This is a genomic window from Gordonia metallireducens (genome assembly GCF_021245825.1).
Lineage (GTDB): Bacteria > Actinomycetota > Actinomycetes > Mycobacteriales > Mycobacteriaceae > Gordonia > Gordonia namibiensis.
Window position 1 is genome coordinate 17,511 of sequence record NZ_JAJQJP010000027.1, and the last position, 23,957, is coordinate 41,467.

The window sequence follows — 23,957 nt, forward strand, 5'->3', positions numbered from 1 at the left end:
TCGCCCGTTTCGTCTGTTCAACCTGCGGCAGAACTAGGATGTGGCCATGACCCCCGACAGGGCCACCTCCGACCCGGCGCGCACTCCTCGCATCGATCTCAACGCTGATCTCGGCGAGGGGGTCGGCGACGACGAGACGATGCTGACCATCGTCACCAGCGCCAACGTCGCGTGTGGGTTCCACGCGGGGACTCCCGCCGACCTGCTGGCCACGTGCCGGGCGGCCGTCGCCGCCGGTGTACGGATCGGCGCCCAGGTCTCCTACCCCGACCGCGCCGGATTCGGCCGCCGATTCATGGAGATGTCGACGCCGAACCTGATCGCCGACCTCGTCTACCAGATCGGCGCACTCGACGCCCTCGCCCGCTCTGTCGGCGGAACCGTCTCCTATGTGAAACCCCATGGCGCGCTGTACAACACGGTCGTCCACCACGAACAGCAGGCCGACGCGGTCGTGACCGCGGTGCACGACGTCAACCCCGACCTCGCGGTGATGGGCCTACCGGACTCGGAGGTCCTGGCCCGAGCCGAACGTGCCGGACTCGCGGTCATCACCGAGGCCTTCGCCGACCGCGCCTACACCCCGGCCGGCACGCTGGTCCCCCGCACCGAGCAGGGGGCGGTTCTCTCCGACAGCGCAGAGATCGCGCGCCGCGTCGTCGAGATGACCACCAGCGGACGGCTCACGGCCCTCGACGGATCGGTCATCACCGTCGCCGCGGATTCGATCTGCCTGCACGGCGACACCCCGGGCGCGGTAGACCACGCCCGCGCGGTCCGCGAGGCCCTCGGCCGGGCCGGCGTCGAGGTCGGGCGCAACCGGTCGTGACGGTTGCCGGGCGCTACCGGCGCCGCTGACGTGCGAACTCGGCGAGCACCACGCCCGCGGCCACCGACGCGTTGAGAGACTCCACGTCACCGGCCATCGGGATGGAGAGGATCGAGTCACAGCTCTCGCGCACGAGACGTGACAGCCCCTTGCCCTCCGACCCGACGACGATCACGGTCGGGCCGGTGCCGTCGTACTCGTCGAGCGTGACGTCGCCGCCGGCGTCCAGACCCACGAGCTGAGCACCTGAATCCGCCCAGTCCTTGAGAGTGCGGGTGAGGTTGGTGGCGCGCGCGACGGGCAGCCGCGCGGCCGCGCCGGCACTGGTCCGCCAGGCCACCGCGGTGACACTCGCGCTGCGTCGGGCCGGGATCACCACACCGTGCCCGCCGAAGGCGGCCACCGAGCGGATCACCGCACCCAGGTTGCGCGGGTCGGTGATGTTGTCGAGGGCCACCAGCAGCGGCGGGGTGCCGCTGGCCTTGGCGTCGGCCATCAGATCGTCGGGATGGGTGTACCGGTACTCCGGCACCTGCAGGGCGATGCCCTGGTGCATTCCGTTGGTGGACAACCGATCCAGCTCCGGCTTGCCGACCTCGAGGATGGAGATCGCCTGATCGCCGGCGATCTTGACCGCCTCGGCGACACGCTCGTCCGGCTCGGAGTTGGTGGCGATGTAGAGCGCCGTCGCGGGCACACCCGCACGCAGGCACTCGACCACCGGGTTGCGACCGAGGACGTACTCGGGCCCTTCGTCCTTCGCCCGCGACGGGCCACCACCGCTGCGTCCGGTGTTCGACTTCGCCGCGGCCTTGGCCTTCTTGTGCGCGGGGTGGTACGGGCGGTCGACCGCCTTCGGGGTGGCGCCGCGGGCCTCGAGCCCACGACGACGCTGGCCGCCGGACCCGACGACCTGCCCCTTCTTGGTGCCCGACTTCCGGATCGCACCCTTACGCTTGGAATTCCCTGCCATCACGCCTCACCCTTCAATGCCCACTGTGCACCATCAGGGGTGTCGGTCACCTCGATGCCGGCCTCGGCCAGGCGGTCTCGGACCGCATCCGCGGTCGCCCAGTCCTTGGCGGAACGCGCGTCCGCGCGTCGTTGCAATTCGGCGCGCACCAGCACGTCCAGCACGGAGGTCGCGGCCGAGTCGTCGGCCGCACCGGCCCACTGGTCGTCGAGCGGGTCGACGCCGAGGATTCCCATCATGCCCCGCACCGACGACGCGGCGGCGAGAGCAGCCGCCCCGTCACCCGATTCGAGTGCGGTGTTGCCCTGTCGGACGACGTTGTGCACCACCGCGAGAGCCGCGGGGACACCGAGATCGTCGTCGAGTGCGGCACCGAACTCGGGATCGATGTCACCGATCACCACCTCACCGACGCGGGCGGCGACACGTTCGACGAACGACTCCACGCGCCGATAGCCGGCGGCCGCCTCGGTGAGCGCACCGGGCGAGTACTCCAGCATCGACCGATAGTGCGCGCTGCCGAGGTAGTACCGCAGTTCGACGGCACGCACGCGCTGCAGCATGGCGGGGATCGACACCACGTTGCCGAGCGACTTGCTCATCTTCTCGCCACCCATGGTGACCCAGCCGTTGTGCAGCCAGTAGCGCGCGAACGGGTCCCCGGCGCCGTGCGCCTGGGCGATCTCGTTCTCGTGGTGCGGGAACACCAGATCCATTCCACCGCAGTGGATGTCGAACTCGGAACCCAGAAGACTGGTGGCCATCGCCGAGCACTCGAGGTGCCAGCCCGGGCGTCCCGGACCCCACGGTGTCGGCCACGACGGCTCGTCGGGTTTGGCCGCCTTCCACAGCGTGAAGTCGCGGTGGTCGCGCTTGCCGGTACCCGCGCTCTCGCCCTGGTGGACGTCGTCGAGCTTGTGCCCGGACAGCGCGCCGTAATCGGGCAGGCTGCGGACGTCGAAGTACACATTGCCGTCGGCGACGTAGGCGTGGCCGCGCTCGATCAGCCGCTCCATGTACTCGACCATCTGGGTCACGAAGCCGGTCGCGCGCGGTTCCGCGGACGGCGGCAGGACGCCGAGGGCGCGGTAGGCGTCATCGAAGGCGCGCTCGTGGGTTGCTGCCCACTCCCACCAGGGGCGCCCGGCGTCGGCCGCCTTGCGGAGGATCTTGTCGTCGATGTCGGTGACGTTGCGGACGAACAGCACGTCGAGGCCCTGGTGGCTCAACCAGCGGCGGAGGATGTCGAAGGCGATACCGCTGCGGACGTGGCCGATATGGGGAACACCCTGCACAGTCGCGCCACAGAGGTACACCGATGCCTGGCCTGGGCGCAGCGGCACGAAGTCGCGCACCTCTCGGGAGCTGGTGTCATAAAGGCGCAGGGTCACGACCGGCCATCCTACCGGACCACGATCGGGCCACCGACCACGCGAGCGCGCGGACGAGCCCCGCTCCGCAGCCGGAATGCCATCAGCCCGCGTCGGCGGCGAGCACCGGGTCGAGAACCGAGTCGAGGAGCGCCTGCATCGTGTCGAGCGTGTCCCCGAGGACCGCCACGGCCCGTTCGGTGTGCGGGTGCCGCACCCGGACATGGATGCCGTCACGGTCGCGCCAGAACCACCACTGTGCCGTGTCGGTCGGCTTCTGACTCGAGATCTGCCGCACGTCGACGTCCCCGCGCGGCATGGGCAGCCGCGTGTAGTCGACGTAGGACATCATGAAGACGTCGCTGCGACCGGGGCGCAGACGATCACCGAAGGCCGCATACACCGGCGTCAACCCGATCTCGGCCAGGGGCAGTGCAGCCGAGAGACGCCGGGTGTTCCGGTACATGGCGGCGTACAGGTCTCCGGTCGCATTGATCCGCAGCGGGGCGTTGCCCACCGACCAGCTCACACAACCCGGTCCCGCCCCGGCGCCGGTGGGCACCACGGTCGCGATCTCGTCGGGTCCGCCGGCTGCGTGGACGGCCATAGCCGCACAGGTGAGGACGGCCGGATAGGTGCGCGCACCGCGACGGTGGACCGTCGAGCTGAAGGTCGCGGCGTCGTCGCCGGACAGCAGCGTCCGGACCATCGTGTGCACGGGCAGGCTGTCGCCCATGGCGACGCCGAGGTCGAGTGGGAACTCGGGCACCGTCCAGCCGGTAGCGGCGAGGAACTGCCCCCAGGCGCCCAGGCGGGGGTCGTCGGCGGTCACCGACGCCTCCCCCTCGGCGACGACGCTCAGGGCCGCGAGCCCCGACTCCGCAGGCTTCAGCTCGCGACCCGCGAGCAGTTCACAGATCTCGGTCGACACGACCGCCAGCGAGCGGGCGTCGACATAGCAGTGGTCGAAAGCGCAGATGAGCGTCGTCCCGCCGGCACGCGTGACCGCCGCCAGGAAATGCGGCATCGGTTCGAAGGGGTCGCAGGTTGCGCCGATGGACTCGATGAGCTTCGCGGCGAATGCCTGTGACGAGAGCCCCTCGGCGGTCTCGCGGAACTCCTCCTTGACGTCGACGCCTGGATGTACCAATCGGGTGACCCCGTCCTCGGCCTGCACATAGTGGCTGCGCAGCGCGTCATGGCGGGCGATGACCGTCCCGACCACCTCGCCGAGCACGTCGGCGTCGATCCGTTCGGGGAAGTCGAGGGTCAGCGCCATCCAGCCCGGCTGCCCCGAGGCGAGCGACGCCAGGTGGAATCGCTCGTTCTCCGACACCGGCGCGCTCGACCGCGCGGCGGCGCCACCCGGCACGGCGCGCCAGCACACCAGTTCACCCGGCTCGACCTCCCACGATTCGGAACTCGAGAGCTTCATCGCAGACCTGCCTAGCTGTTCCGCACGCCCGACTCGCCACCGACGAGCACCGCGTCGATGGCTTCGACGCCGGTCGAGGCACCGAACCGATAGGTGTACTCGCAGTCACCGTCGGCGACGATCCGTTGGAGGATCGCGTGGAAAACGGAGAGGAAGGTCTCGACCGCGGGCGCGTCCTCGGCCGGGAAGCGCGCGGATACGTTGACACCGGTGGGGATGCGGTTGATCCAGAAGTAGACCTCGTCGGCGTCGCGGGTCGCGCTGCGCAGCACGCGTGCCGCGCGCGGCTCCCACTCGGCCGATCCCTCGGCGTGGCGGAGGTCGATGTAGGACACCACGAACCCCGGCGGCGTGACGTCCCCGCCGATGAGCTCGGCGACCGGCGCGAACGGGGCACCGCCCACGTCCTTGTACTGGGCCGAGGTGGCCCCGACGGCGGTCAGCGCGTCGGTGAACTTCAGCGGCCGGCCCGGGCGCACGGCCACCGGGATGATGCCGACGAACCAGCCCACGGCCTCACCCCACTCGATCGAGTTGCGAGTGTGGACCGGACTGATGAAACGCAGATCCGCGGAACCGGTCAGGGCCGCCGACGTCATCGACAGCGCGGTGTAGATGCCGGCGGTCATCGACGACCCGGCCGCCTTGCAGATCGCGTCGAACCGCTTGGTCTCGGCGGGATCGAGCAACCAGTGCGACAGCGTCGTCTGGAAGCCCTCGTCCGGGACCCGCTGCGCGGTGATCGTGCGCGGCGCGTCATCGGGAACGGCGAACTGCGGGAAGCGCGGGATCGGCTCCGGCTGAACAGCGGTGGTGGTGTCGTCGAAGAAGGCTCGCCACTGGCTGACCGCGGCGTTGTTGGCGTCGATCTGCTCACCGAGGCGGCGCTCGGCGTCGCTGAAGTCCAGGTAGCTGCCGAAGGCGGCGAGGCCGTGCGGATCGCCGGTGAGCTCGGCGAGGTACAGCGCGGTCAGCTCGCGGATCGCGAACACCTGGGTGTAGGCGTCCATCACCGTGTGGTCGGCCGCGAACACGACCAAAAAACCCTCGTCGTCGCCGGGCGTCTCGACCGTCACCGCGATGCAGTGGGGCCACGCCAGCGGGGTGACGGTGGTGTCGAAGTACTCGGTGACGAGTTCGGAGACCTCGGCGGGTTCCAGATCCGCTCCGAAGGCCCGCTCGCGCACCGAGATCGCGTCGGCTGCGACGGTGATGCGGGTCAGGTCGCCCTGCGGGTGTCCGGCGTCGTGGACACGGACCGAGGTTCGGAACGCCTCGTGCCGTCGGTGCCACGCGACGAGGGTGCGCGAGAACGCTTCCCGGTCGAGGGGGCGCTGGATGCGGAACGCCGTCCCGATCCACTGGCTGTACCAGTCGTCGCTCTCGCGAACCGCGCGCCGGGCGTGCTCGAGGTGCATGTACGACAGCTGCCGCGAGTCGGTCTGCCATTCCGATGCCTCGACCGCCGGCTCCCACGCGGTCACCGTGCCGCCGGGCATCGCATAATCATTCAGTTCGGTGTATTCCATCGAAACCTCCAGTGCTGAGACACGTGTCGGCCCCCGATTGATGGTCTTTGGGCCCCTCCCCTGAGGCCTCGGCGCTGCGTTGCGCTAGCGGTGTTGTCGATCGAAATCGACCCGGGCACGCGTCCTCGACGCTGAGAACTGCTGTGCCCCCGGTTGTCTCGCCATGGTCACAACCCCAGTCCGCGTCGGAGCGTGGGCCACGACTCCCGCTGTTGGTCAACCCAGTACGGCCACGAATGTGTGCCCGGGTCGACGTAGCGGATGGTGGCCGGGACACCGGCAGCCGCGAGTCTGGACTGCAGCTGCTGGGTGCACCACATCGAGCCGACCTCGATCACGCCGCCGACGATCTGTCGGTCCATGGGGTTCTCGTTGCCCGGGTAGCCCGGGGCATCGTACTTTCCGGAGCGACCCGTCCCGGTGGAGACGTAGACGGCGGAGCCGCGGAGGTTCCCCGCCTGGGCGAGCACATCGTGCGCAGCCCAATCCGGGTCGTTCGGCGCGCCCCACATGTTGTTGGCGTCACCGCCGAACGCGGCGACGATGCCTCGAGGGTAGGCCTGGCCGGCCGGTCCCGTCGTGGTGAAGCATCCGCTGTACGCGGCCACCGCATCGTAGAAGCCCGGATTACGGGCGGCCAGAACGAGCGCCGCACCGGCACCCATCGAAAGTCCCGCGACACCTCGCGCACCGTTCCCGGAGAACCGCGTGTCGATCAGCGGCGGCAGTTCACGGGTCAGGAACGTCTCCCACTTGTAGCGGCCGAGCCTCGGATCGTCGCGCTGCCAGTCCGTGTAGAAGCTGCCGTCACCCGCGATGGGCATGACCACGTTGACGTTCTTGTCGGCATAGAAACCGCCGAGGTCCGTCTTCAGCTTCCAGACGCTGTTGTTCGGATCCTGTTCGTTGAGGCCACCCAAAAGGTACAGGGACGGCCGCGGGCCGGTGTCGGTGCGCGGGGTCAGGACCTGGACCTTGATGGTCTTGCCCATGGACGCGGAGTGCACGTACACGGCATGCAGATTCGGCCCCTCGGGCACCACTCGCTCGATGACCGATCCGCCGGGCATCGCGCTCGCGCTACCAGCCGACACGGTCCCGGCAAGACCTGAGAGTGCGATCGCGGCACACACCACGGTCGCGAGCACACCCCTGGCACGCGTTCCGACACGGCGATACGTGTTCCGGCGGGCAGCACCCGTCATATCGTCGTGTCCTCCGAATTTCGAGATTGGCAGTCAACTGACCAGATCCGCCGGTCTCCCGGATAGCCGGGGCCGGTCCACATTGGTCACGACAGTAACCCGAATTCATCCGATTGGATAGTTCGGCGTACGAATTGCGCGTCAGCAAGGCAACCCTTAAAGATCCATGATATGGCCGTTTTTGAGGATGCCACCGCCACCGAAGGGGCCCACCTCGGAGACCCGTAGACGCCACCGGTACCTCGGGTATGGTTTGCACGGTCTCGACGCCACCGAACACGGATCAGGGTGTCCGGGATCAAACACAAGCACCGAATCCGCAGTTGCGCACGCCATACCGTTCGGCCCACGTCGACACAGCCCGCGCCGGTCCGACGGCCACGGCCGCTCGAGGCATCAGAACGGCGGCGGCGGACGAGGACCTCGGGAGGCGCACACTTGGAAACCTCATGTGACACAGCGCACATCATGGCGAGCTGCGGCAGAAGCCCGTCGGAGCGGCGACTTGTGCAGAAAATCACTCTCGACGAACGGCAGGTGCAGTCTTGAACCCCGCATCCCCCGTCGGCAACACGCCCGACGTCTCCGCCCGCGCGCCCGTCGACTGGCTAACCGCGGACGACGACCTCTTCGTGAAGCTGGACGCAATCCTCGGTCTCCCCGTGATCATGCAGACGGTGTGGCGATTCCCCGGCTCCGTCGACGTCGAGGCGATCGCCTCCGTCGCGGAGCGGATGCTCGCTGGCCGGCTGAGCCGGCTGGTCGCCCGTCACCGCGGACCCGGCCGCGCGTACTGGCGCTACACCCCCGAGGCGGGGTCCGTGACCGTCCAGGCCGAACCCGTCGTCGAGGGCGGGGCCGAGAGTTGGGCACGAGCGCAGGCCTACATTCCCCTCGACGTCGTGAACGGCCCAGCGTGGCGGTTCACCGTTGCCCGCACGGCCGACGGCTCAGCCGTGTTGGCCTCGCTGACGATCGCACACGTCATCGCCGACGGAGGGTCCGGAACCGTCGCTGTCATAGAGGCAGTCCACGGCGTCGAGTTCACGCCAGGAGTCGCACCCGGGATCGTCCACAACGTGGTCGATGCGGCGGACCTGCTGTGGAAGGCGGGCAGGACTGCGTATCGCGTCTGGCGCGAGGGCACCGCACCGACGATGACGCCGGAGCGGATCACCGGAGAACCCGCCCCCGACACCGACCCCTCCACCGCGCAGGCCACTCCGAACGTCACCGTGCTCATCCCACTCGCCGACTACTCGGCGGCAGCAAGCTCACGTGGTGGCACCGACAACAGCCTGTTCGCCGCCATCATGGTCGGCATACTCGAGCGCTGCGGTCGGGTCTCGGACGGAGACGTCGTCCCCGTGTCCTTGCCGGTCTCGACACGCGAAGGCAATGACCGGCGTGCCAATGCCACTTCTGGCGCGCGGGCTTTCGTCGGGGCCTCCCCTGACCGCTATGACGACCTGACCGACATCCGCATAGCGTGCAAGGAGGCGTACGGCCGGATGTCGGTCACGCCGGGCGCAGTCGCCAATCGAAACGTCATCGTCCAGGCACTCCCGAATCCGATCGCCCGGCGTCACGCGGCGAATGCGACGAACCCGCTGTGCCTGGCATCGAATTTCGGCCCGTTCCCCGATGACGTCGTCACGCTCGGCACGGGCGTGCGATCCGAGATAGCCGTCCGTGCGTTCACCGCGGCAGATGACCTCACCCGGTTGAAAGACACCAAGGGTGGAGTCAGCGGTTGGCTCGGAATCAACGGCGACGAGGTGATGCTGAGCGTCAGCTCGCTCGATCCGGTTCGCCTTCCCGATCCCGAGGCTGTTCGCACGTTGGTCGTCGATGAGCTCGCCGCCTGGGGTCTCAGCGGAAGAGACTGGGGCGCATGAGAATCGGCTTCACCGTCCACGGCAGCCGAGGAGACATCCAGCCGGCGATCGCGGTCGGGGCAGAATTGGCCCGTCGTGGACACGAGATCAGGTTCGCGGTGACCGAGGACCTGGTGCACCTGCCTGCCGCGGCAGGATTGCACACGGAGAGCCTCGCGCCGTCCACCGCGGAGCTATTATCCAGCCCGCTGGTCAAACAGCGTCTCAAATCGCGCAACCCGAAGGTGCGGCTCGAAGCACTGCGTGAGATCTCGGATCACGGCCGCGATACATCGGAACAGGTGATGGGCGAACTCGCCCGGTCCTGCGAGCTCCTGGTCACCGGGCCGCTGGCACAGGACCGCGCAGATGCGATCGCCCAGATCCATGGAGCCACTTTCGTCCCGTTGCACTACTGCCCGTTACGGCCCAACACCAGCCTCGGCGTCGGCTATCGCGAGTACCCACGTCCGGTCTCGCGGGCGATGTGGCACCTCGCCGACCAGACCTACTGGCTCACGCTGCGTGCTGCCGACCGGCGGCTACGCACCGAACTCGGCCTCCCATCGGTGAAAGGCCCTCTGGGAAGCCGACTTCGGAAGCGGGGGGTCCCCGAGATCCAGGCCTACGACGCCGCTCTGTTCCCCGGTCTCGAGAACGACTGGGGTCCGCAGCGACCACTCGTGGGATTCCTGTTGCCGGACAACGACACTCGTGCCGCACTGTCGAACGGCGACGACGCGACCTCCCGTGCGGTCGAATGGGCGACCACCGACGAGGCGCCCGTCTACGTCGGCTTCGGCAGCATGAAGATCACCGCCGAGCAGATCGGCGGCATCGTGAGCTCGCTTCTCGACCGCGGCCTGCGGGTCATCGGACACACCGATCACGAACTCCCCCAGCACGATCGGCTTCTGCACCTCACCCAGCCGGTCAACCACGAGACCCTGCTCCCGCAATGCCGCGGCGCGGTTCATCACGGCGGCGCCGGCACCACGGCAGCGGTTACCCGCGCAGGCATCCCGTCGGTGATCGCCTGGCTCAGTGCGGATCAACCGATGTGGGCCGCGGCGCTCCGACGCAAGGGTGCCGGTTCCGGCAACAAGCTGGCCCGGTTCGGACCATCCGATCTCGATCCGCTCACGGATCCGGCAGTGGCGGCCGCGGCCGCGCGTCTGAGTACGGAACTCACCCCGCCGTCCGAGGCCGTCGACCGTGCCTGCGACATCCTGCTGGACGCCGCCGCGCGCTGACCGGGGCGTCGTCGAACGGCGCCTCAGGCGTCGTCGAGCAGGGCGGTGGCGACCGCCGCGATCCCCTCGCCGCGTCCGGTCATGCCCAGACCGTCGGTGGTGGTCGCCGATACGGAGACGGGCCCGCCGACCGCCGCCGACAACACGTCCTGGGCCTCGGTGCGACGGGGTCCGATCTTGGGTCGGTTACCGATGACCTGCACGGCCGCGTTCACGACGCGAAGTCCCTCGGCGGCGATCAGCTCGGCCACATGGGTGAGCATCGCGACACCGGAGACGCCTTCCCACTCGGGTCGCCCGGTGCCGAACACCGAGCCGACGTCGCCGAGTCCGGCGGCCGAGAGCACCGCATCGCACAGGGCGTGTGCGCCGACGTCACCGTCGGAGTGACCCTCGCAGCCGGGCTCGTCGGGAAAGTGCAGGCCGACCATCCAGCAATCCGCTGACGGGTCGATGCGATGCGCGTCGGTGCCGATCCCGACCCTCATGACCGGGCCTCGGCGTCGGCCGCGGATTCACGGACGACGTCGCGGATGATGCGGAGGTCCCACGGTGTGGTGATCTTCATGGCGAGAGGGTCTCCCGGGACGATGTGGACGGGGATTCCGCAGCGTTCGGCGAGGCCGGCGTCGTCGGTTGCGAGACCGGAATCGTCGGAATGCGCGCGCAGGAGGGCGTCGCGGGTGAAGCCCTGCGGGGTCTGTACCGCGCGGAGTTCTTCGCGGTCGACGGTGCGGGCGACGAGTTCGAGTCCGCTGGCATCCGAAGTGACCTGCTTGAGGGTGTCGACGACCGGGACTCCGGGGACCACGGCAGGATGGCCGGCGGCGACGGCCTCGACCACGCTCGTGAAGACGTGAGCGGGCGTCAGGGGCCGTGCCGCATCGTGCACGAGCAGGATCCGGGCGGTGCCGGCCGCGGCGATCCCAGCACGCACCGAATCGGATCGGTGAGCACCGCCGGACACGACAACGACCCCGGGGAGCAGCTCTCGAGCATGCTCCACGAGGTCGGTCGGCACCACGACGACGATGGACGCCCCGAGCGAGTCGGGTATGTTGTCGACGCAGCGCTCGATGATCGTCGCGCCACCGAGGTCGACGAACGCCTTCGGGACCGGCTCGCCGAGTCGGGTTCCCGACCCGGCAGCCGGGATGATGACGCAGACTTCTGCGCCGGAATCCTCCGGCGAAGTGGTCAATGTTCTACCTGATCAGGTACGAACCGATGTCAGGAGGCGGCCGCGAGGACCTCGTCCAGGATGATGGTGGCCTTCTCGTCATCGGTGTTCTGCGCGAGCGACAGTTCGTCCACGAGGACTCGGCGGGCACGGGTCAGCATGCGCTTCTCACCGGCCGAGAGTCCACGGTCCTGCTCGCGACGCCAGAGGTCGCGCACGATCTCGGCGACCTTGATGATGTCGCCGGAGATGAGCTTCTCCTGGTTCGCCTTGAATCGCCGCGCCCAGTTGGTCGGCTCTTCGGTGTGCGGGGCCCGCAGCACCTGGAATACCTGGTCGAGACCCTCTTGCCCGACCACGTCGCGGACGCCCACGTATTCCAACTTCGTCGAGGGAATCTGAACGGTCATGTCACCGTCGGCAACCTTGAGAACAAGGTATTCGATCTGCTCACCCTTGATGGTCCGGGTAACGATGTCTTCGACCCGAGCAGCACCGTGATGGGGGTAAACGACGGTGTCGCCAACTTTGAAATTCAATGTTCCTTGCCCCTTTCGAGTGAACCCAGTCTAGCACGGGCGTTCCGAGGGCCCCACCCAACGGTGCAGGTCAACGCGGTGAACCGGTTCCAGTACTGCCTCTTCCGAGGTGGCGGGGGGTGCCGTAGCAGCGTGTTCGGCGTCACGCAACACCACCCGGACGAGGCCCGCCGAGGCCCCTCCGCCGATGCCCGGAACATGCCCTCGCAGACACGAATCGGGCACCCGGGCGGACTTTTCCGGACGGCGCCCACTACGCTGCGTAGTGCAGGGTTTCGCGCGCTGCAATTCGACTTCGTTTGACCTGGGAGGATCGGGTGTCAGTGCTTCCACTATCCGCACGGCGGTCGGCGGTTCGGCCATCTCGTCTGGCCACCGCGGCAGCCACGATCGGCATCGCCGTTGCCCTGGGCACCACCGGTTGCGGTGCGGGCCAGATCGCGCAGACCGCCAACCAGCTGCCTGCGGTCAACGGCGCGAACGTCAACATCGACGCGCTGCAGCTGCGCGACGTGCAGATCCTCTACCCGGAGAAGGACGCACCGACCGTCTTCGGCAACGGCGGCCCCTTCGAACTCGCGTTCGTCGTCGCGAACGCCGATCAGACCGTCTACTACCGCCTGAAGGAGATCAAGCCCGAGAAGGGTTCGGTCGAGTTCGTCGAGGGCAGTGACTCCGCGGCTCGCGTCATCGCGCCGGGGCAGGCTCTCAGCAGCGGCACGCCCGTCGGCTCCGTCCGCGACAGCGAGAAGACGGTCACCGCCGAGCTGACCGACGCGGGCGACACCGTCGCCGCCGGTCTGACCACCGACCTGACCTTCGTCTTCGAGAAGCGCGAGGGCAACGGCTCGTGGGTCCCGGCCGGTGAGACCACCGTGCAGACCCCGGTCGATGCCGGCGCCGATCTCGAGCGCCAGGACGTCGCCCGCAACGCGGAGCCGACGTTCTACAACCAGCACCACGGCGAGGGCGACCACGGCGAGTCCGAGGGCGGCTCCCCCGAAGCCGGACACGAAGAGGGCGGCGGGCACTGACCCCACCCTTCGAGACACGCAGACGAGGCCTGGCATCCGCCGGGCCTCGTCTGTTCTGTCGGTACATCCGCCTAGGCTGACCGGGTGGCAAAACCCAAATCCTCGTATCGCTGCACCGGATGCGGCCATCAGGTCGCCAAGTGGGTCGGCCGCTGCCCCGAATGCGGTGAATGGGGATCGATCGACGAGGTCGCCGGCACCCCCACGTCCTCCCGGACAACCGCCGCGGTGGCACCGTCGAGCCCGGCCCTGCGTATCACCGAGGTCGACGCGGAGTCCTCGGCAGCGGTGCCGACGGGCATCGGCGAACTCGACCGCGTCCTCGGCCGCGGCGTCGTCCCGGGATCGGTCATCCTGCTCGCCGGTGAACCCGGCGTCGGCAAGTCGACGCTGCTCCTCGAGACCGTCAAGCACTGGGCGGCCAAGGATCGCGTCGCGCTGTACATCACCGGCGAGGAATCGGCCGGCCAGGTACGCATGCGCGCCGAACGCACCGGCGCGGTGCACCCCAACGTCTACCTGGCCGCAGAGACCGATCTGGCGACCATTCTCGGCCACGTCGACACCGTGCGACCGTCGCTGATGATCATCGACTCGGTGCAGACCGTGGTCGCATCCGGCGCCGACGGCGTCACCGGCGGCGTGACCCAGATCCGCGCCGTCACCACCGCGCTGGTCTCGCTGGCCAAGAATCGTGGCATCGCGGTGATCCTGGTCGGCCACGTGACCAAGGAGGGCGCCGTCGCGGGCCCTCGCTCGCTCGAGCACCTCGTCGACGTCGTCCTCGCCTTCGAGGGCGACAAGCATTCGACGCTGCGGATGGTCCGGGGCGTGAAGAACCGGTTCGGCGCCGCCGACGAGGTGGGCTGTTTCGAACAGCGCGACGACGGCATCCACCAGGTGCCCGATCCATCGGGAATCTTCCTGCACCAACGGGATTCGGACGTCAGCGGCAGCGTCACGATGGTGACGATGGACGGCAAACGGGCCCTCGTCGGCGAGGTCCAGGCGCTCGCCAACGGGACCGAGATGTCCAACCCCCGTCGTGCGGTGTCCGGTCTCGACTTCAACCGGGTGGCGATGGTCCTCGCCGTCCTGCAGGCGCGCGCCGGCCGCAAGGAGTTGGGCAAGTCCGAGGTCTACCTGTCGACGGTCGGCGGCATGCGCGTGACCGAACCCGCCGCCGACCTCGCCATCGCGCTGTCGGTCTACTCGACCCTGACCCAGCGTCCGGTCCCGCAGTCGACCGTCGTGATCGGCGAGGTGGGGCTCGGCGGCGAGATCCGTCGGGTCTCGGCGGTCGCACGACGCCTGGCGGAGGCCAAGCGACTCGGCTTCCGCGAGGCGATCATCCCGGCGGCCACCGACGAGGAACTACCGAAGGGCATCCGCATCCTCCGGGTCGCCAACCTCGGCGACGCCGTCCACCTTCGTGATTCCGACCCGGTGGACGCGCCGTTCTGAGCGGGCCTCAGAGCTGAGGTTTGCCGCCCAGGTACTCTGCCGCCTTCGCGCTGTTCTCGATGTGGTCGGCGAAGTGCTCCCGGACGTCGATCTGGACGAACAGTCCGTTCGCACGCGCCACCGGCCGCTCCGGATCACCAAGGTGCGCAACACCTTCGACGTAGATCTTGCGTCGCTGCTTGCCCAGGATCTCGGCATGCAGGTGCAGTGTCCTGCCCACCGGGATGGGCTGGAGGAAATCGACCTGGAGGTGCACGGTCACCGCCGCCGGACCGATCAGCCGCGGCGTCATACCCATGACGTCGTCGAACGCACTGGACAGGATGCCGCCGTGGATCACGCCCGGCCCGCCCTCCATCCAGTGCTGGACGGGCATCTCCGCGTCGACGCTGAAGCCCTCGCCCGCGTAGATCTGGAGGTGTAGGCCGTGCGGGGATTCTGGCCCGCAACCGAAGCACACCATGTTGTGCGGGCGCATGAGTTCGCCCGGCGCGGAGGTCTTCGGGTGGCGCTCGAGCACGTCGAGCTCGTCGGGCACCACAAAACTGCTGCTCTTCACATCCCGGTACCCTAGTCACCGTTGTGACGACCTGCTTCGACGGGCGTCGTCCGCCCGGGAGTGCCCGGTGCCGAAGGGGAGACATGGTTGCCGAAGTGGTGAAGTCCGAGCTCACGCGTGAGACGTTGGCGCGCGTCGCACCGGGCACCCCGCTGCGCGACGGCCTGGAGCGGATCCTGCGCGGCGGTACGGGCGCCCTGATCGTGCTCGGGCACGACTCCGACGTCGAGAAGATCTGCGACGGCGGTTTCCACCTCGACGTCGAGTTCGCCCCCACGCGGCTGCGCGAGCTCGCCAAGATGGACGGCGCGGTCGTCCTGTCCACCGACGGCAAGCGCATCGTGCGCGCCAACGTCCAGCTCGTACCGGACCCGTCGATCCCCACCGAGGAATCGGGCACGCGGCATCGCAACGCCGAGCGCACCGCGATCCAGACCGGGCATCCGGTCATCTCGGTCAGTGCCTCGATGTCGATCGTCAGCGTCTACGTCGACGGCGCGCGTCGGGTCGTCGAGAGCCCCGACCCCATCCTGTCGCGCGCGAACGTCGCCCTGGCGACCCTGGAACGCTACAAGGCACGCCTGGACGAGGTGATCGCCGCGCTGTCGCGCGCCGAGATCGAGGACTACGTACTGCTGCGCGACGCCATGTCGACCGCGCAGCGCATGGAGATGGTGCGCCGTGTGTCGGTGGAGATCGAGGAGTACGTCCTCGAACTCGGCACCAACGGCCGGCAGGTGAGCCTGCAGCTCGAGGAGCTCATCAGCGACAACGACACGATGCGCGAACTCCTCGTCCGCGACTACTACGCCAGCCCCGAACCGGCCACCGCCGAGGACGTGCGGCAGGCGCTCGAGGTGATCGAGGGACTCAGCGACGCCGATCTCCTCGACCTCACCCAGCTCGCCGGCGCCTTCGGCTACCCGACGACGATCGACGCCCAGGACAACGCCATGAGTCCGCGCGGCTACCGCCTGCTCGCACGTATATCCCGTCTGCAGTTCGCGCACGTGGACCGCCTGGTCCGCAGCTTCGGCACGCTGCAGGCGCTGCTCGCCAGCACCTCGGCCGACCTGCAGGCGGTGGAGGGCATCGGCAGCATCTGGGCGCGGCACATCCGCGAGGGCCTGTCGCGGCTCGCGGAGACCAGTATCGAGCGATACGACTAGAGCCCCGACGAATCGGGGCTCCAGACGATCAGGTTTCTCCGTCGATCAGGGTTCTTGCGCCGGTGCGACCACGTTGAAGGTGATCGGGAACGACTCGCGCTCGCCGATCTTGCCGATCGCCGAGTAGGAACCGGCGGGGACCTGGGTCCGCGGGCGTTCACACCCGGGGCTGCTCGTGGTGCCCGACCAAGTGATCGTGTCCTTGACCTGCTGTGCGGGCTTGAGGACCACGTTGTTCACGGTGTCGATCGGCGAACAGTCCCGCGCCGACCACAGTGTGCGCGACCCGTCGAGCGTCCGCACGATCACGTTCTGGGCGGCCTTGCCCACGTCGCGGGTGCAGTCGGACAGGCCGGCGTTCGTGGTGACGATCGTGAAGACCGGTTGCTGACCGATCGTGTACGTCGGTTTGTCGGTGTAGAGGACCACCGAGATCGCCTGATCCGGGCAGAGGTTGGGGCCAGGAGGCCCACCGGGCACGCCTGCGGGGCTCGCCGATTCCGGGGGTGACGCCGACGCGGACGCTCCGCCCGGGGCTCCGGCACCGGCGGGAGCGTTACCACCCGGACCACCACCCGCACCGGCGTTGCCGGCGGCGGGCGGCTCGGACGACAGGGGCGCCGACTCCGACAACGGCGCCGCACTGCTGGGCACCGACGAGGTGGCCGCGGTGTTCTGCGGCGCGTCCCCACCGGAGGTCATCCACACGATGAGAGCGACGACCAACCCCACGACGACCAGCGCGCCACCCCCGGCGACGACGCGTCGTCGCCAGTAGATCTCGGGTGGCAGCGGGCCCTGGGGTTCGATCACGTCCACAACGCTAACGGCCGGATCTTGACTTCCGGTTGATCACGTGCGGCGTGTCGCGGCCGAAAAACGGCCCCGAGCAGGCAAAGTCTAGAGTTCGCCTTCAGGCTCGGGGCCGGTTGCGGCTCAGGCGGTCTCGGCCTGCGCGGTGTGTGACGGCTTCTCGCCGATGTCGCCGTAGACGGATTCCAGGTTCACCCGGCCGTCGCTGAGCTTGTAGGTCAGGCCGACGATCGCGAGCTTCCCGGTGGCGATGCGGTCTGCGATGATGCGGCTGCGCTGCATCAGCAGGCGACCGGTCTCCACGACGTGACGCGCCTCGAACTCGTCGACGCGCGACAGTCCCTCACTGCGTCCGGCGAGGATGGACGGCGTCACGCGCTCGACGACGTCGCGGATGTAGCCACCCGGGATCTGCAGGTCGTCGAGAGCGTCGAGGGTCGCCTTGACCGCGCCGCAGCTGTCATGGCCGAGGAGCACGATCAGCGGGACCTCGAGCACCTCGACGGCGTACTCGAGCGAGCCGAGAACAGCCGAATCGATGACGTGGCCTGCGGTTCGGACGACGAACATGTCGCCGAGCCCCTGGTCGAAGATGATCTCGGCGGCCAGGCGGGAGTCCGCGCAGCCGAACAGCACCACGTGGGGATGCTGCCCTCCGACGAGTCGCTCGCGGTCCTCGATACCCTGACTGGGATGTTGGGACTCGCCAGTGACGAATCGGTCGTTGCCGTCGCGCAGAACGCGCCAGGCCTGACGTGGTGTCATTCCGATCATGATCAATAGTGTGCCACCAGGCGCTTTGCTCGGTTGGTTCGATACCCACGAACGTGACCTGCCTTGGCGAGATCCGTCGTGCACCGGGTGGCAGATCCTCATCAGCGAGATCATGCTCCAGCAGACCCCGGTGTCCCGGGTGATTGAGCCGTGGCGGGTGTGGGTCGAGCGCTGGCCGGTGCCGTCGGCAATGGCCGCCGAGTCCGCGGGCGAGGTGCTGCGCGCCTGGGGCAAACTCGGCTATCCACGCCGAGCCCTCCGTCTCCACGAATGCTCGAAGGTCCTCGCGCGCGACCACGACGACCGCGTGCCCGAGGACGTCGCGACGATGCTGACCCTGCCCGGCATCGGCGACTACACCGCACGGGCGGTCGCCTGCTTCGCCTACGGCCAGGCGGTTCCTGTCGTCGACACCAACGTCCGCCGCGTCATCGCGCGGGCGGTGCACGGCCGGGAACAGCCGGGCAACCCCTCGCGACGGGACCTCGACGACGCCGAGGGACTCCTCCCCCGCGCCGCCGACGCGGGCTTCGCACCCAACGCGCCGAGATTCTCCGCGGCCCTCATGGAATTGGGCGCGCTCGTCTGCACAGCCCGAAACCCCAAGTGCGACAACTGTCCTCTCGTGGACTGCACCTGGGTACGACTCGGCCGTCCCGCACACACCGGCCCGCCGCGGAAGACCCAGAAGTTCGCCGGCACCGACCGCCAGGTCCGCGGCCTCCTTCTCGACGTACTGCGCGGCACCACCGGTTCAGTGGAACGGGCGAAGCTCGATGTGGTGTGGACGAGCGACACCGCCCAACGCGACCGTGCCCTCGACTCGCTGCTCGTCGACGGGCTCGTGGAGATCACCAACGACGGGCGCTATTGCCTTGCAGGCGAGGGCTGAAGCCATCGGACAACCGGCGTCACCGCAGGTCGCGGTAACGCCGCCGACTTCGACGAGACACTCCGCCCACAGGGACACATGATTCGTGCCAAGGTCGGTGCCCAGTCATTTGATCGTTCGGGCATAGTCTCCCGCCGGACCCGGATCGTTGCTAATGTCCCGATCCATGAGTCAGCCGCCGTATCCTCCTGTCCCGCCGTCGGACCCGAATGAGCCGGGTGGACAACCCGGGCAGCAGCCGCCCCAGTACGGGCAGCAGCCACCGCCTCCGCCCCAGTACGGCCAGCAGCCGCCGCAGTACGGGCAGCCCGATTATGGACAGCAGCCGCCGCAATACGGCCAGCAGCCCGATTACGGGCAGCCGCAGTACGGGCAGGCACCGCCTCCGCCGCCCCCGGGTGCACCGCAGTACGGCAGCGCGGGTGCGTACCCGGGCGCTCCCGGCGCCCCGGGTACCAAGGTCGATGTGGGCGAGGCGTTCTCCTGGGCCTTCAACAAGTTCAAGAACAACGTCGGTGCCATGATCTTGCCGGGTCTGGCGGTCTTCCTGCTCGGCGCCGCCCTCATCGCGGTGGGGTTCTCCGCAGTGGCGATCTTCGGTACCACCGAGAGAGTCGACTACGGGAACGGTTACTACTACGAGGAGACGTCGCTGGGCTTCGGCGGCTCGGTGCTCTTCGCCCTCGTGTACATCGTGTTCATCCTGGGCCTGCTCTACATTCAGGCGAGCATCATCTCGGGCGCGGTCCGCGTCGCGAACGGTGAACCGGTGACCGCGAAGTCGTTCCTGACCCCGATCCGGTTCGGGCCGGTCGTCGGCACCGCGATTCTGGTCGGCATCATCACCGGAATCGGCTACGCGCTATGCATCATCCCGGGTCTCGTCGCGATGTTCTTCCTGATGTTCTCGGTGGTCGCGACCATCGACAAGGGACTCTCGCCGATCAACGCGATGAAGACGTCGTTCGAGTTGACCAAGTCGAAGGTCGGCGACTCGCTGATCGCACTGCTGGTCACCTACGCGATCAACCTCGTCGGTGTGCTCGTCTGCTACGTCGGACTGATCGTGGCAGCCCCGGTCGCCCAGCTGTTCCTGGTGCACTGCTGGCGTCGACTCAACGGCGCACCGATCGCACCCGCCGATCCCGCCTGATCTCGATCCATTCTTTCGGGGCGCGCACGAGACATCGTGTGCGCCCCGATCTATTTCTGCGAGCTGTCGAGTCCGGACAGAAACGCTTCCACCGCACCGCGATACACGTGTGGTGCGTCGTCGTGGACGAGGTGCCCGGCCCCCTCGACGCGTAGATACTGCGCATGCTGGTTGACCTCGCACATGCGGCGCATCTGGCCGGGCGGCGTGACCGTGTACTCGGCTTCGATGACCAGCGACGGCACCGCGACCGCTGTCCACTCCGACCAGAAGTCGCGGACGCCCCACTCGTCGGCGATCGCGCCCCACAACGGAATCCGGCCGTGGAGCCGCCCGTCGTCGAACGCCTCGTAGAAGTACCGGCCGGCCACCGGACCGAACATCGCGACCGCCTCGTCGACGGATTCGAAACGCTCGGGCCAGGACTCGAACCAGGGCGTCCAGTTGGTGGTGGTCCGCCCGCGGAAGTCGGGTGCCATGTCCTCGAGTACGAGCGCCGCCACGAGTTCCGGGTAGGACGCGGCGGTGCACCAGGCGTGCAGCGCCCCCATCGAGTGCCCGACGAGGACTGCCGGTCCGCGGTCGATCCAGGTGAGGATCTCGGCGAGGTCGGCAACGAATCGTTCGGTGGCGAGTTCTGTTGTGCTGTCCGGAACCTCGACGTCGGCGCCGGTGTGGAAGGCGGCGTCGTAGGTGAACACCCGGCCGTACCGGCGCAGCCACGGCACCTGTCGCCGCCACGTGCGCCCACGCCCCATCAGCCCGTGCAGCAGGACGATCGGCCGAGCCGTCGTGCCCTGGTCCAGTGGCCCGCGGGCGTCGTCGACGATCACCGGACCCCCATGGTCGCGGAACCCGATCTCGCCGATCGCGTGGGTGTCGAACATGGCCGAAACTGTATCCGTCCGAACGATCCTTCGGGGTCGGGCAACACCGTCACGACCGCCCCCGCAACGCCTATGGTGGACACATGGCTGTTGTGAAGATCAATGCAATCACCGTTCCCGAGGGCGCCGGACCCGAGCTGGAGAAGCGGTTCGCCAACCGCGCCCACTCGCTCGACGGCTCCAAGGGATTCCTCGGGTTCCAGTTGCTGCGTCCGGTCAAGGGCGACGACCGCTACTTCGTCGTGACGCAGTGGGAGTCCGAGGAGGACTTCCAGGCGTGGGCATCCGGCCCGGCGAAGGAGGCGCATGCCGGGGAGCGGGCCAAGCCGGTCGCGTCAGGTGCCGATCTGCTCGAGTTCGAGGTCGTGCTCGACGCGCGACCCAAGGCCTGACGGAGCAGCCCTGAGCCCGTTCATCCCGGCCGGTGAGCAGCTCGTCTCGCCGATGTTCCCGCTCGGCACCGCCCTGCTGCCGGGTGGCGAGTTGCCGCTGCGCGTCTTCGAGCCGCGTTACCGGCAGATGGTCGACGACCTCATGGAGGAGTCCGACGGAAGACCTGTCGTGCGATTCGGGGTGGTTCTGATCGCCCGCGGTTCCGAGGTGGGTGGCGGCGAGGTGCGTTGCGACGCCGGCACGATGGTGCTCGCGGACGTCACCGATCGGCTCCCGGATGGACGGGCACTGCTGGCCGGCACCGGCATCGGTCGGTTCCGGGTCGTCGAGTGGCTGCCCGACGATCCCTATCCCCGTGCCCGGATCGAGGTCCTCCCCGAACCGGAGCCCGCCGAGGCCGACCTCGAGCGGCTGCACTCGATCGACCAGCGCCTGCGCGTCGTCATGCGCCAGACCCTCGAGGCCGCCGGCAAGGACGTCGACACGATCTTCGCCGCCCTCGACATCATCGACGCCGATCCCCTGATGGCGGACGTGTCGCCGATCTACCGCTGGGCCAACCGACTCCAGGTCGAGCCGCACGATCAGCAACGCCTGCTCGAGGCCGCCGACCCGGCCGGACAGCTCGACGTGCTGGAGGACGTCATGGAAGGGCTGGAGGCCCGAGCGGCCTTCGGCCGGGGCTGATTCGCCGCCGCCCCTGGCGGCGAAGTTAGAACGTGTTCTAGTATTGCGTGTGCCGTAGTTCACACTTGCCCGCGTGCGGAGGTAAATCCGCCGCTGACCGGCAAGGACCCGTCCTCCTGAGGAGCACACGCGTAATGACCGAGACCGTGGAGTCCCACACCGCAACAGTCACCGGCGGCGGGGATCAACCCCAGTTGCTCATCGGCGGCCGATGGGTCGATCCCCATTCCAGTGAGACCCTCGAGGTCTTCTCCCCCGCCACCGGGGAACGTGTCGGTTCGGTGCCGCACGCCGACGCCACCGACGTCGACACCGCGGTCAAGGCCGCACGCGCCGCCTTCGACTCCGGAGTGTGGAGCTCGACACCCCCGGCTCGACGCGCCGACATCATCGCCAAGGTCGCCGACCTGATCGACGAGCGCGGCGACGAGATCACCGCACTGGTCTCGGCCGAGATGGGTGCACCGCCGAGCGCCATCGCCACCCTGCAGCAGCTGCCCGGCACCGGCGTGCTGCGCGCCTACGCCAACGCCGCCCGCGACTACCAGTGGGAGGAGTACCGGACCGGCCTGTTCGGGACCACCCGCATCACCCGCGAGCCGGTCGGCGTCGTCGGCGCGATCTGCGCCTGGAACGTCCCGCTGTTCATCACCTGCAACAAGATGGGCGCTGCACTCGCCGCAGGCTGCTCGGTGGTGCTGAAGCCCGCCCCGGAGACCCCGCTCACCGGTAATTACGTGGCCCAGCTGTTCATCGAGGCCGGCGTGCCCGCCGAGGCGATCTCGGTGGTCACTGGCGGCACCGAGACCGGTCAGGCCCTCGTCGCCCACCCCGACGTCGACAAGATCACCTTCACCGGGTCGACCGCCGCGGGCAAGGCCATCGGCGCCGCCTGCGCCGAGACCCTCAAGCGCTGCTCGCTCGAGTTGGGCGGCAAGTCGGCGGCCATCGTCCTCGACGACGTCGACATCGCCGCGAACGCCTTCATGCTGACGTTCCTCGGACTGTTCAACACCGGCCAGGCCTGCGTCGCGCAGACCCGAATCCTGGTGCCGCGCAGCCGTCAGGACGAGATCGTCGCGGCGATGGTCGACGCGGCGAAGGCCATGAAGGTCGGACTACCGTCGGACCCCGAGGCCCAGCTCGGCCCGCTGATCACCGAGAAGCAGCGCCAGAAGGTCGAGGAGTACATCGAACTCGGCAAGAAGGCCGGTGCCACACCGGCTCTCGAGAGCGAACGCCCCGCGGGCCTCGACTCGGGTTACTTCCTCACCCCGACCATCTTCACCGGCGTCACCAACGACATGGCCATCGCCCAGGAGGAGATCTTCGGACCCGTCCTGTCGGTCATCGCCTACGACGACGTCGACGAGGCCATCGCCATCGCCAACGACTCCAACTACGGACTCGCCGGCACGGTGTGGACCAACGACGTCGAGCGCGGTATCGAGATCTCCACCAAGATCCGCACGGGCACCTTTGGGATCAACTGGTACGCAATCGATCCCGAGTCCCCCTTCGGCGGTTACAAGAACTCCGGCATCGGTCGTGAGAACGGCCGCGAAGGCCTGGAGTCCTTCCTCGAGCACAAGTCGACGATGCTGCCGATGGGCTACGAGGTCTCCAGCAACTAGACCCTCACCTCTCACAGGGGAAATCCGGGGCCGGACGCCAAGCGTCCGGCCCCGATTCCGTTGTGGCGGCTCACCGCTGCCTGAGCAGCCTATGAGGGTTTGTGTCAATGGGTCCTGTGGTGGGGTGTGGGCGTGTGGGTGTTGCCGGGCGGCCTGGTTGGGCGGTCCGGGTGCGGGTGCTGGTGGTGGTTGGTCGGCCGGGGTCGTGCCTGGCGCGGGCTCTACCTAGCGGTCAAACGGGTTGGTACCCAACAGCCTTCATCCGAGCTCGGGTCGCGCCGGGTGGGACTGCTCAGGCTCAAGCGCGG

The 23,957-nt window shown here is 68.5% G+C and carries 23 protein-coding genes; 11 read left to right on the plus strand and 12 right to left on the minus strand.

Annotation, left to right across the window (positions count from 1 at the left end; all coding sequences use genetic code 11):
• The first annotated feature begins 46 nt into the window (after positions 1-46).
• Positions 47-829 (plus strand): LamB/YcsF family protein, encoded by a 783-nt coding sequence (locus LQD00_RS10725; RefSeq protein WP_232717125.1) that lies wholly within the window; start codon positions 47-49, stop codon positions 827-829.
• Positions 830-842: 13 nt separating this feature from the next.
• Here the strand turns inward: LQD00_RS10725 and rlmB are convergent, their stop codons facing one another.
• The 5 genes from rlmB to LQD00_RS10750 all read right to left on the minus strand — a co-directional run bounded on the left by rlmB (position 843) and on the right by LQD00_RS10750 (position 7,206).
• Complete coding sequence (rlmB, locus tag LQD00_RS10730) at positions 843-1,802, minus strand: 23S rRNA (guanosine(2251)-2'-O)-methyltransferase RlmB (protein WP_232717126.1); 960 nt, start codon at positions 1,800-1,802, stop codon at positions 843-845.
• The gene (gene cysS / locus LQD00_RS10735; RefSeq protein ID WP_232717127.1) at positions 1,802-3,193 is read right to left on the minus strand and encodes a cysteine--tRNA ligase; all 1,392 of its coding nucleotides are present in this window, start codon (positions 3,191-3,193) and stop codon (positions 1,802-1,804) included. Before cysS ends, rlmB begins: the two co-directional genes overlap by 1 nt.
• 82 nt (positions 3,194-3,275) lie before the next feature.
• On the minus strand, positions 3,276-4,607 hold the full coding sequence (locus LQD00_RS10740; protein ID WP_232717128.1) for a condensation protein: 1,332 nt from the start codon (positions 4,605-4,607) through the stop codon (positions 3,276-3,278).
• An 11-nt stretch (positions 4,608-4,618) separates the two neighbouring features.
• On the minus strand, positions 4,619-6,136 hold the full coding sequence (locus LQD00_RS10745; RefSeq protein ID WP_232717129.1) for a condensation domain-containing protein: 1,518 nt from the start codon (positions 6,134-6,136) through the stop codon (positions 4,619-4,621).
• Positions 6,137-6,303: 167 nt separating this feature from the next.
• Complete coding sequence (locus LQD00_RS10750) at positions 6,304-7,206, minus strand: alpha/beta hydrolase (protein ID WP_232717130.1); 903 nt, start codon at positions 7,204-7,206, stop codon at positions 6,304-6,306.
• Between the two features lie 680 nt (positions 7,207-7,886).
• Between LQD00_RS10750 and LQD00_RS10755 the strand changes: the two genes are divergently transcribed.
• Together LQD00_RS10755 and LQD00_RS10760 are read left to right on the plus strand one after the other, a co-directional pair.
• Positions 7,887-9,239 carry a non-ribosomal peptide synthetase gene (locus LQD00_RS10755; protein WP_232717131.1) on the plus strand — a complete coding sequence of 451 codons (1,353 nt, stop codon included), beginning with the start codon at positions 7,887-7,889 and terminating at the stop codon, positions 9,237-9,239.
• Positions 9,236-10,471 (plus strand): glycosyltransferase, encoded by a 1,236-nt coding sequence (locus LQD00_RS10760; RefSeq protein WP_232717132.1) that lies wholly within the window; start codon positions 9,236-9,238, stop codon positions 10,469-10,471. Before LQD00_RS10755 ends, LQD00_RS10760 begins: the two co-directional genes overlap by 4 nt.
• Positions 10,472-10,494: 23 nt before the next feature.
• Here the strand turns inward: LQD00_RS10760 and ispF are convergent, their stop codons facing one another.
• Genes ispF through LQD00_RS10775 form a run of 3 tightly spaced genes read right to left on the minus strand, consistent with a single transcriptional unit; the run spans position 10,495 to position 12,190 of the window.
• Positions 10,495-10,959 (minus strand): 2-C-methyl-D-erythritol 2,4-cyclodiphosphate synthase, encoded by a 465-nt coding sequence (gene ispF, locus LQD00_RS10765; protein WP_232717133.1) that lies wholly within the window; start codon positions 10,957-10,959, stop codon positions 10,495-10,497.
• Positions 10,956-11,672, minus strand: coding sequence for a 2-C-methyl-D-erythritol 4-phosphate cytidylyltransferase (ispD, locus tag LQD00_RS10770; protein WP_232717134.1), 717 nt, complete (start codon positions 11,670-11,672; stop codon positions 10,956-10,958). Before ispD ends, ispF begins: the two co-directional genes overlap by 4 nt.
• 29 nt (positions 11,673-11,701) lie before the next feature.
• Positions 11,702-12,190: a CarD family transcriptional regulator gene (locus tag LQD00_RS10775; RefSeq protein ID WP_006358497.1), complete on the minus strand. Its 489-nt coding sequence runs from the start codon at positions 12,188-12,190 to the stop codon at positions 11,702-11,704.
• A 323-nt stretch (positions 12,191-12,513) separates the two neighbouring features.
• Between LQD00_RS10775 and LQD00_RS10780 the strand changes: the two genes are divergently transcribed.
• Together LQD00_RS10780 and radA are read left to right on the plus strand one after the other, a co-directional pair.
• Complete coding sequence (locus tag LQD00_RS10780; RefSeq protein ID WP_232717140.1) at positions 12,514-13,224, plus strand: hypothetical protein; 711 nt, start codon at positions 12,514-12,516, stop codon at positions 13,222-13,224.
• A gap of 84 nt (positions 13,225-13,308) precedes the next feature.
• Positions 13,309-14,688 (plus strand): DNA repair protein RadA, encoded by a 1,380-nt coding sequence (gene radA / locus LQD00_RS10785; RefSeq protein WP_232717135.1) that lies wholly within the window; start codon positions 13,309-13,311, stop codon positions 14,686-14,688.
• Between the two features lie 7 nt (positions 14,689-14,695).
• On the opposite strand, the gene LQD00_RS10790 is transcribed toward radA, so the two are convergent.
• On the minus strand, positions 14,696-15,226 hold the full coding sequence (locus LQD00_RS10790; protein ID WP_232717143.1) for a PaaI family thioesterase: 531 nt from the start codon (positions 15,224-15,226) through the stop codon (positions 14,696-14,698).
• A 104-nt stretch (positions 15,227-15,330) separates the two neighbouring features.
• Here LQD00_RS10790 and disA point away from each other — a divergent pair, with 104 nt between their 5' ends.
• A complete protein-coding gene (disA, locus tag LQD00_RS10795) occupies positions 15,331-16,416 on the plus strand; it encodes a DNA integrity scanning diadenylate cyclase DisA (RefSeq protein WP_006865342.1) in 1,086 nt (361 codons plus the stop codon).
• A 45-nt stretch (positions 16,417-16,461) separates the two neighbouring features.
• Here disA and LQD00_RS10800 read toward each other — a convergent pair whose 3' ends face one another.
• Together LQD00_RS10800 and LQD00_RS10805 are read right to left on the minus strand one after the other, a co-directional pair.
• Positions 16,462-17,229, minus strand: coding sequence for a hypothetical protein (locus tag LQD00_RS10800; protein ID WP_232717136.1), 768 nt, complete (start codon positions 17,227-17,229; stop codon positions 16,462-16,464).
• 123 nt (positions 17,230-17,352) lie between these two features.
• The gene (locus LQD00_RS10805) at positions 17,353-18,003 is read right to left on the minus strand and encodes a carbonic anhydrase (RefSeq protein ID WP_119031335.1); all 651 of its coding nucleotides are present in this window, start codon (positions 18,001-18,003) and stop codon (positions 17,353-17,355) included.
• Between LQD00_RS10805 and LQD00_RS10810 the strand changes: the two genes are divergently transcribed.
• Complete coding sequence (locus LQD00_RS10810; RefSeq protein WP_232717137.1) at positions 18,002-18,895, plus strand: HhH-GPD family protein; 894 nt, start codon at positions 18,002-18,004, stop codon at positions 18,893-18,895. The two genes, LQD00_RS10805 and LQD00_RS10810, sit on opposite strands and share 2 nt — an antisense overlap.
• Before the next feature lie 166 nt (positions 18,896-19,061).
• On the plus strand, positions 19,062-20,048 hold the full coding sequence (locus LQD00_RS10815; RefSeq protein WP_119031333.1) for a DUF2189 domain-containing protein: 987 nt from the start codon (positions 19,062-19,064) through the stop codon (positions 20,046-20,048).
• Between the two features lie 50 nt (positions 20,049-20,098).
• Here LQD00_RS10815 and LQD00_RS10820 read toward each other — a convergent pair whose 3' ends face one another.
• On the minus strand, positions 20,099-20,935 hold the full coding sequence (locus LQD00_RS10820; protein WP_119031332.1) for an alpha/beta fold hydrolase: 837 nt from the start codon (positions 20,933-20,935) through the stop codon (positions 20,099-20,101).
• An 83-nt stretch (positions 20,936-21,018) separates the two neighbouring features.
• Here LQD00_RS10820 and LQD00_RS10825 point away from each other — a divergent pair, with 83 nt between their 5' ends.
• From LQD00_RS10825 to LQD00_RS10835, 3 genes are all read left to right on the plus strand, one after another.
• Entirely contained in the window at positions 21,019-21,327 is a 309-nt protein-coding gene (locus LQD00_RS10825; RefSeq protein ID WP_232717138.1) for an antibiotic biosynthesis monooxygenase family protein, read from the plus strand.
• Positions 21,328-21,379: 52 nt separating this feature from the next.
• On the plus strand, positions 21,380-22,015 hold the full coding sequence (locus LQD00_RS10830; RefSeq protein WP_232717139.1) for an LON peptidase substrate-binding domain-containing protein: 636 nt from the start codon (positions 21,380-21,382) through the stop codon (positions 22,013-22,015).
• A 134-nt stretch (positions 22,016-22,149) separates the two neighbouring features.
• Positions 22,150-23,649 (plus strand): aldehyde dehydrogenase, encoded by a 1,500-nt coding sequence (locus tag LQD00_RS10835; RefSeq protein WP_119031329.1) that lies wholly within the window; start codon positions 22,150-22,152, stop codon positions 23,647-23,649.
• Positions 23,650-23,957: the final 308 nt, after the last annotated feature.

What these genes read in the sequence shown, in the direction of transcription:
- LQD00_RS10725 (WP_232717125.1), top strand. Translation starts at nt 47, where the DNA reads ATGACCCCCGACAGGGCCACCTCCGACCCGGCGCGCACTCCTCGCATC.
- rlmB (WP_232717126.1), bottom strand. Translation starts at nt 1,802, where the DNA reads ATGGCAGGGAATTCCAAGCGTAAGGGTGCGATCCGGAAGTCGGGCACC.
- LQD00_RS10740 (WP_232717128.1), bottom strand. Translation starts at nt 4,607, where the DNA reads ATGAAGCTCTCGAGTTCCGAATCGTGGGAGGTCGAGCCGGGTGAACTG.
- LQD00_RS10745 (WP_232717129.1), bottom strand. Translation starts at nt 6,136, where the DNA reads ATGGAATACACCGAACTGAATGATTATGCGATGCCCGGCGGCACGGTG.
- LQD00_RS10750 (WP_232717130.1), bottom strand. Translation starts at nt 7,206, where the DNA reads ATGCCCGGCGGATCGGTCATCGAGCGAGTGGTGCCCGAGGGGCCGAAT.
- LQD00_RS10760 (WP_232717132.1), top strand. Translation starts at nt 9,236, where the DNA reads ATGAGAATCGGCTTCACCGTCCACGGCAGCCGAGGAGACATCCAGCCG.
- ispF (WP_232717133.1), bottom strand. Translation starts at nt 10,959, where the DNA reads ATGAGGGTCGGGATCGGCACCGACGCGCATCGCATCGACCCGTCAGCG.
- disA (WP_006865342.1), top strand. Translation starts at nt 15,331, where the DNA reads ATGGTTGCCGAAGTGGTGAAGTCCGAGCTCACGCGTGAGACGTTGGCG.
- LQD00_RS10810 (WP_232717137.1), top strand. Translation starts at nt 18,002, where the DNA reads ATGATCAATAGTGTGCCACCAGGCGCTTTGCTCGGTTGGTTCGATACC.
- LQD00_RS10805 (WP_119031335.1), bottom strand. Translation starts at nt 18,003, where the DNA reads ATGATCGGAATGACACCACGTCAGGCCTGGCGCGTTCTGCGCGACGGC.
- LQD00_RS10815 (WP_119031333.1), top strand. Translation starts at nt 19,062, where the DNA reads ATGAGTCAGCCGCCGTATCCTCCTGTCCCGCCGTCGGACCCGAATGAG.
- LQD00_RS10820 (WP_119031332.1), bottom strand. Translation starts at nt 20,935, where the DNA reads ATGTTCGACACCCACGCGATCGGCGAGATCGGGTTCCGCGACCATGGG.
- LQD00_RS10825 (WP_232717138.1), top strand. Translation starts at nt 21,019, where the DNA reads ATGGCTGTTGTGAAGATCAATGCAATCACCGTTCCCGAGGGCGCCGGA.
- LQD00_RS10830 (WP_232717139.1), top strand. Translation starts at nt 21,380, where the DNA reads ATGTTCCCGCTCGGCACCGCCCTGCTGCCGGGTGGCGAGTTGCCGCTG.
- LQD00_RS10835 (WP_119031329.1), top strand. Translation starts at nt 22,150, where the DNA reads ATGACCGAGACCGTGGAGTCCCACACCGCAACAGTCACCGGCGGCGGG.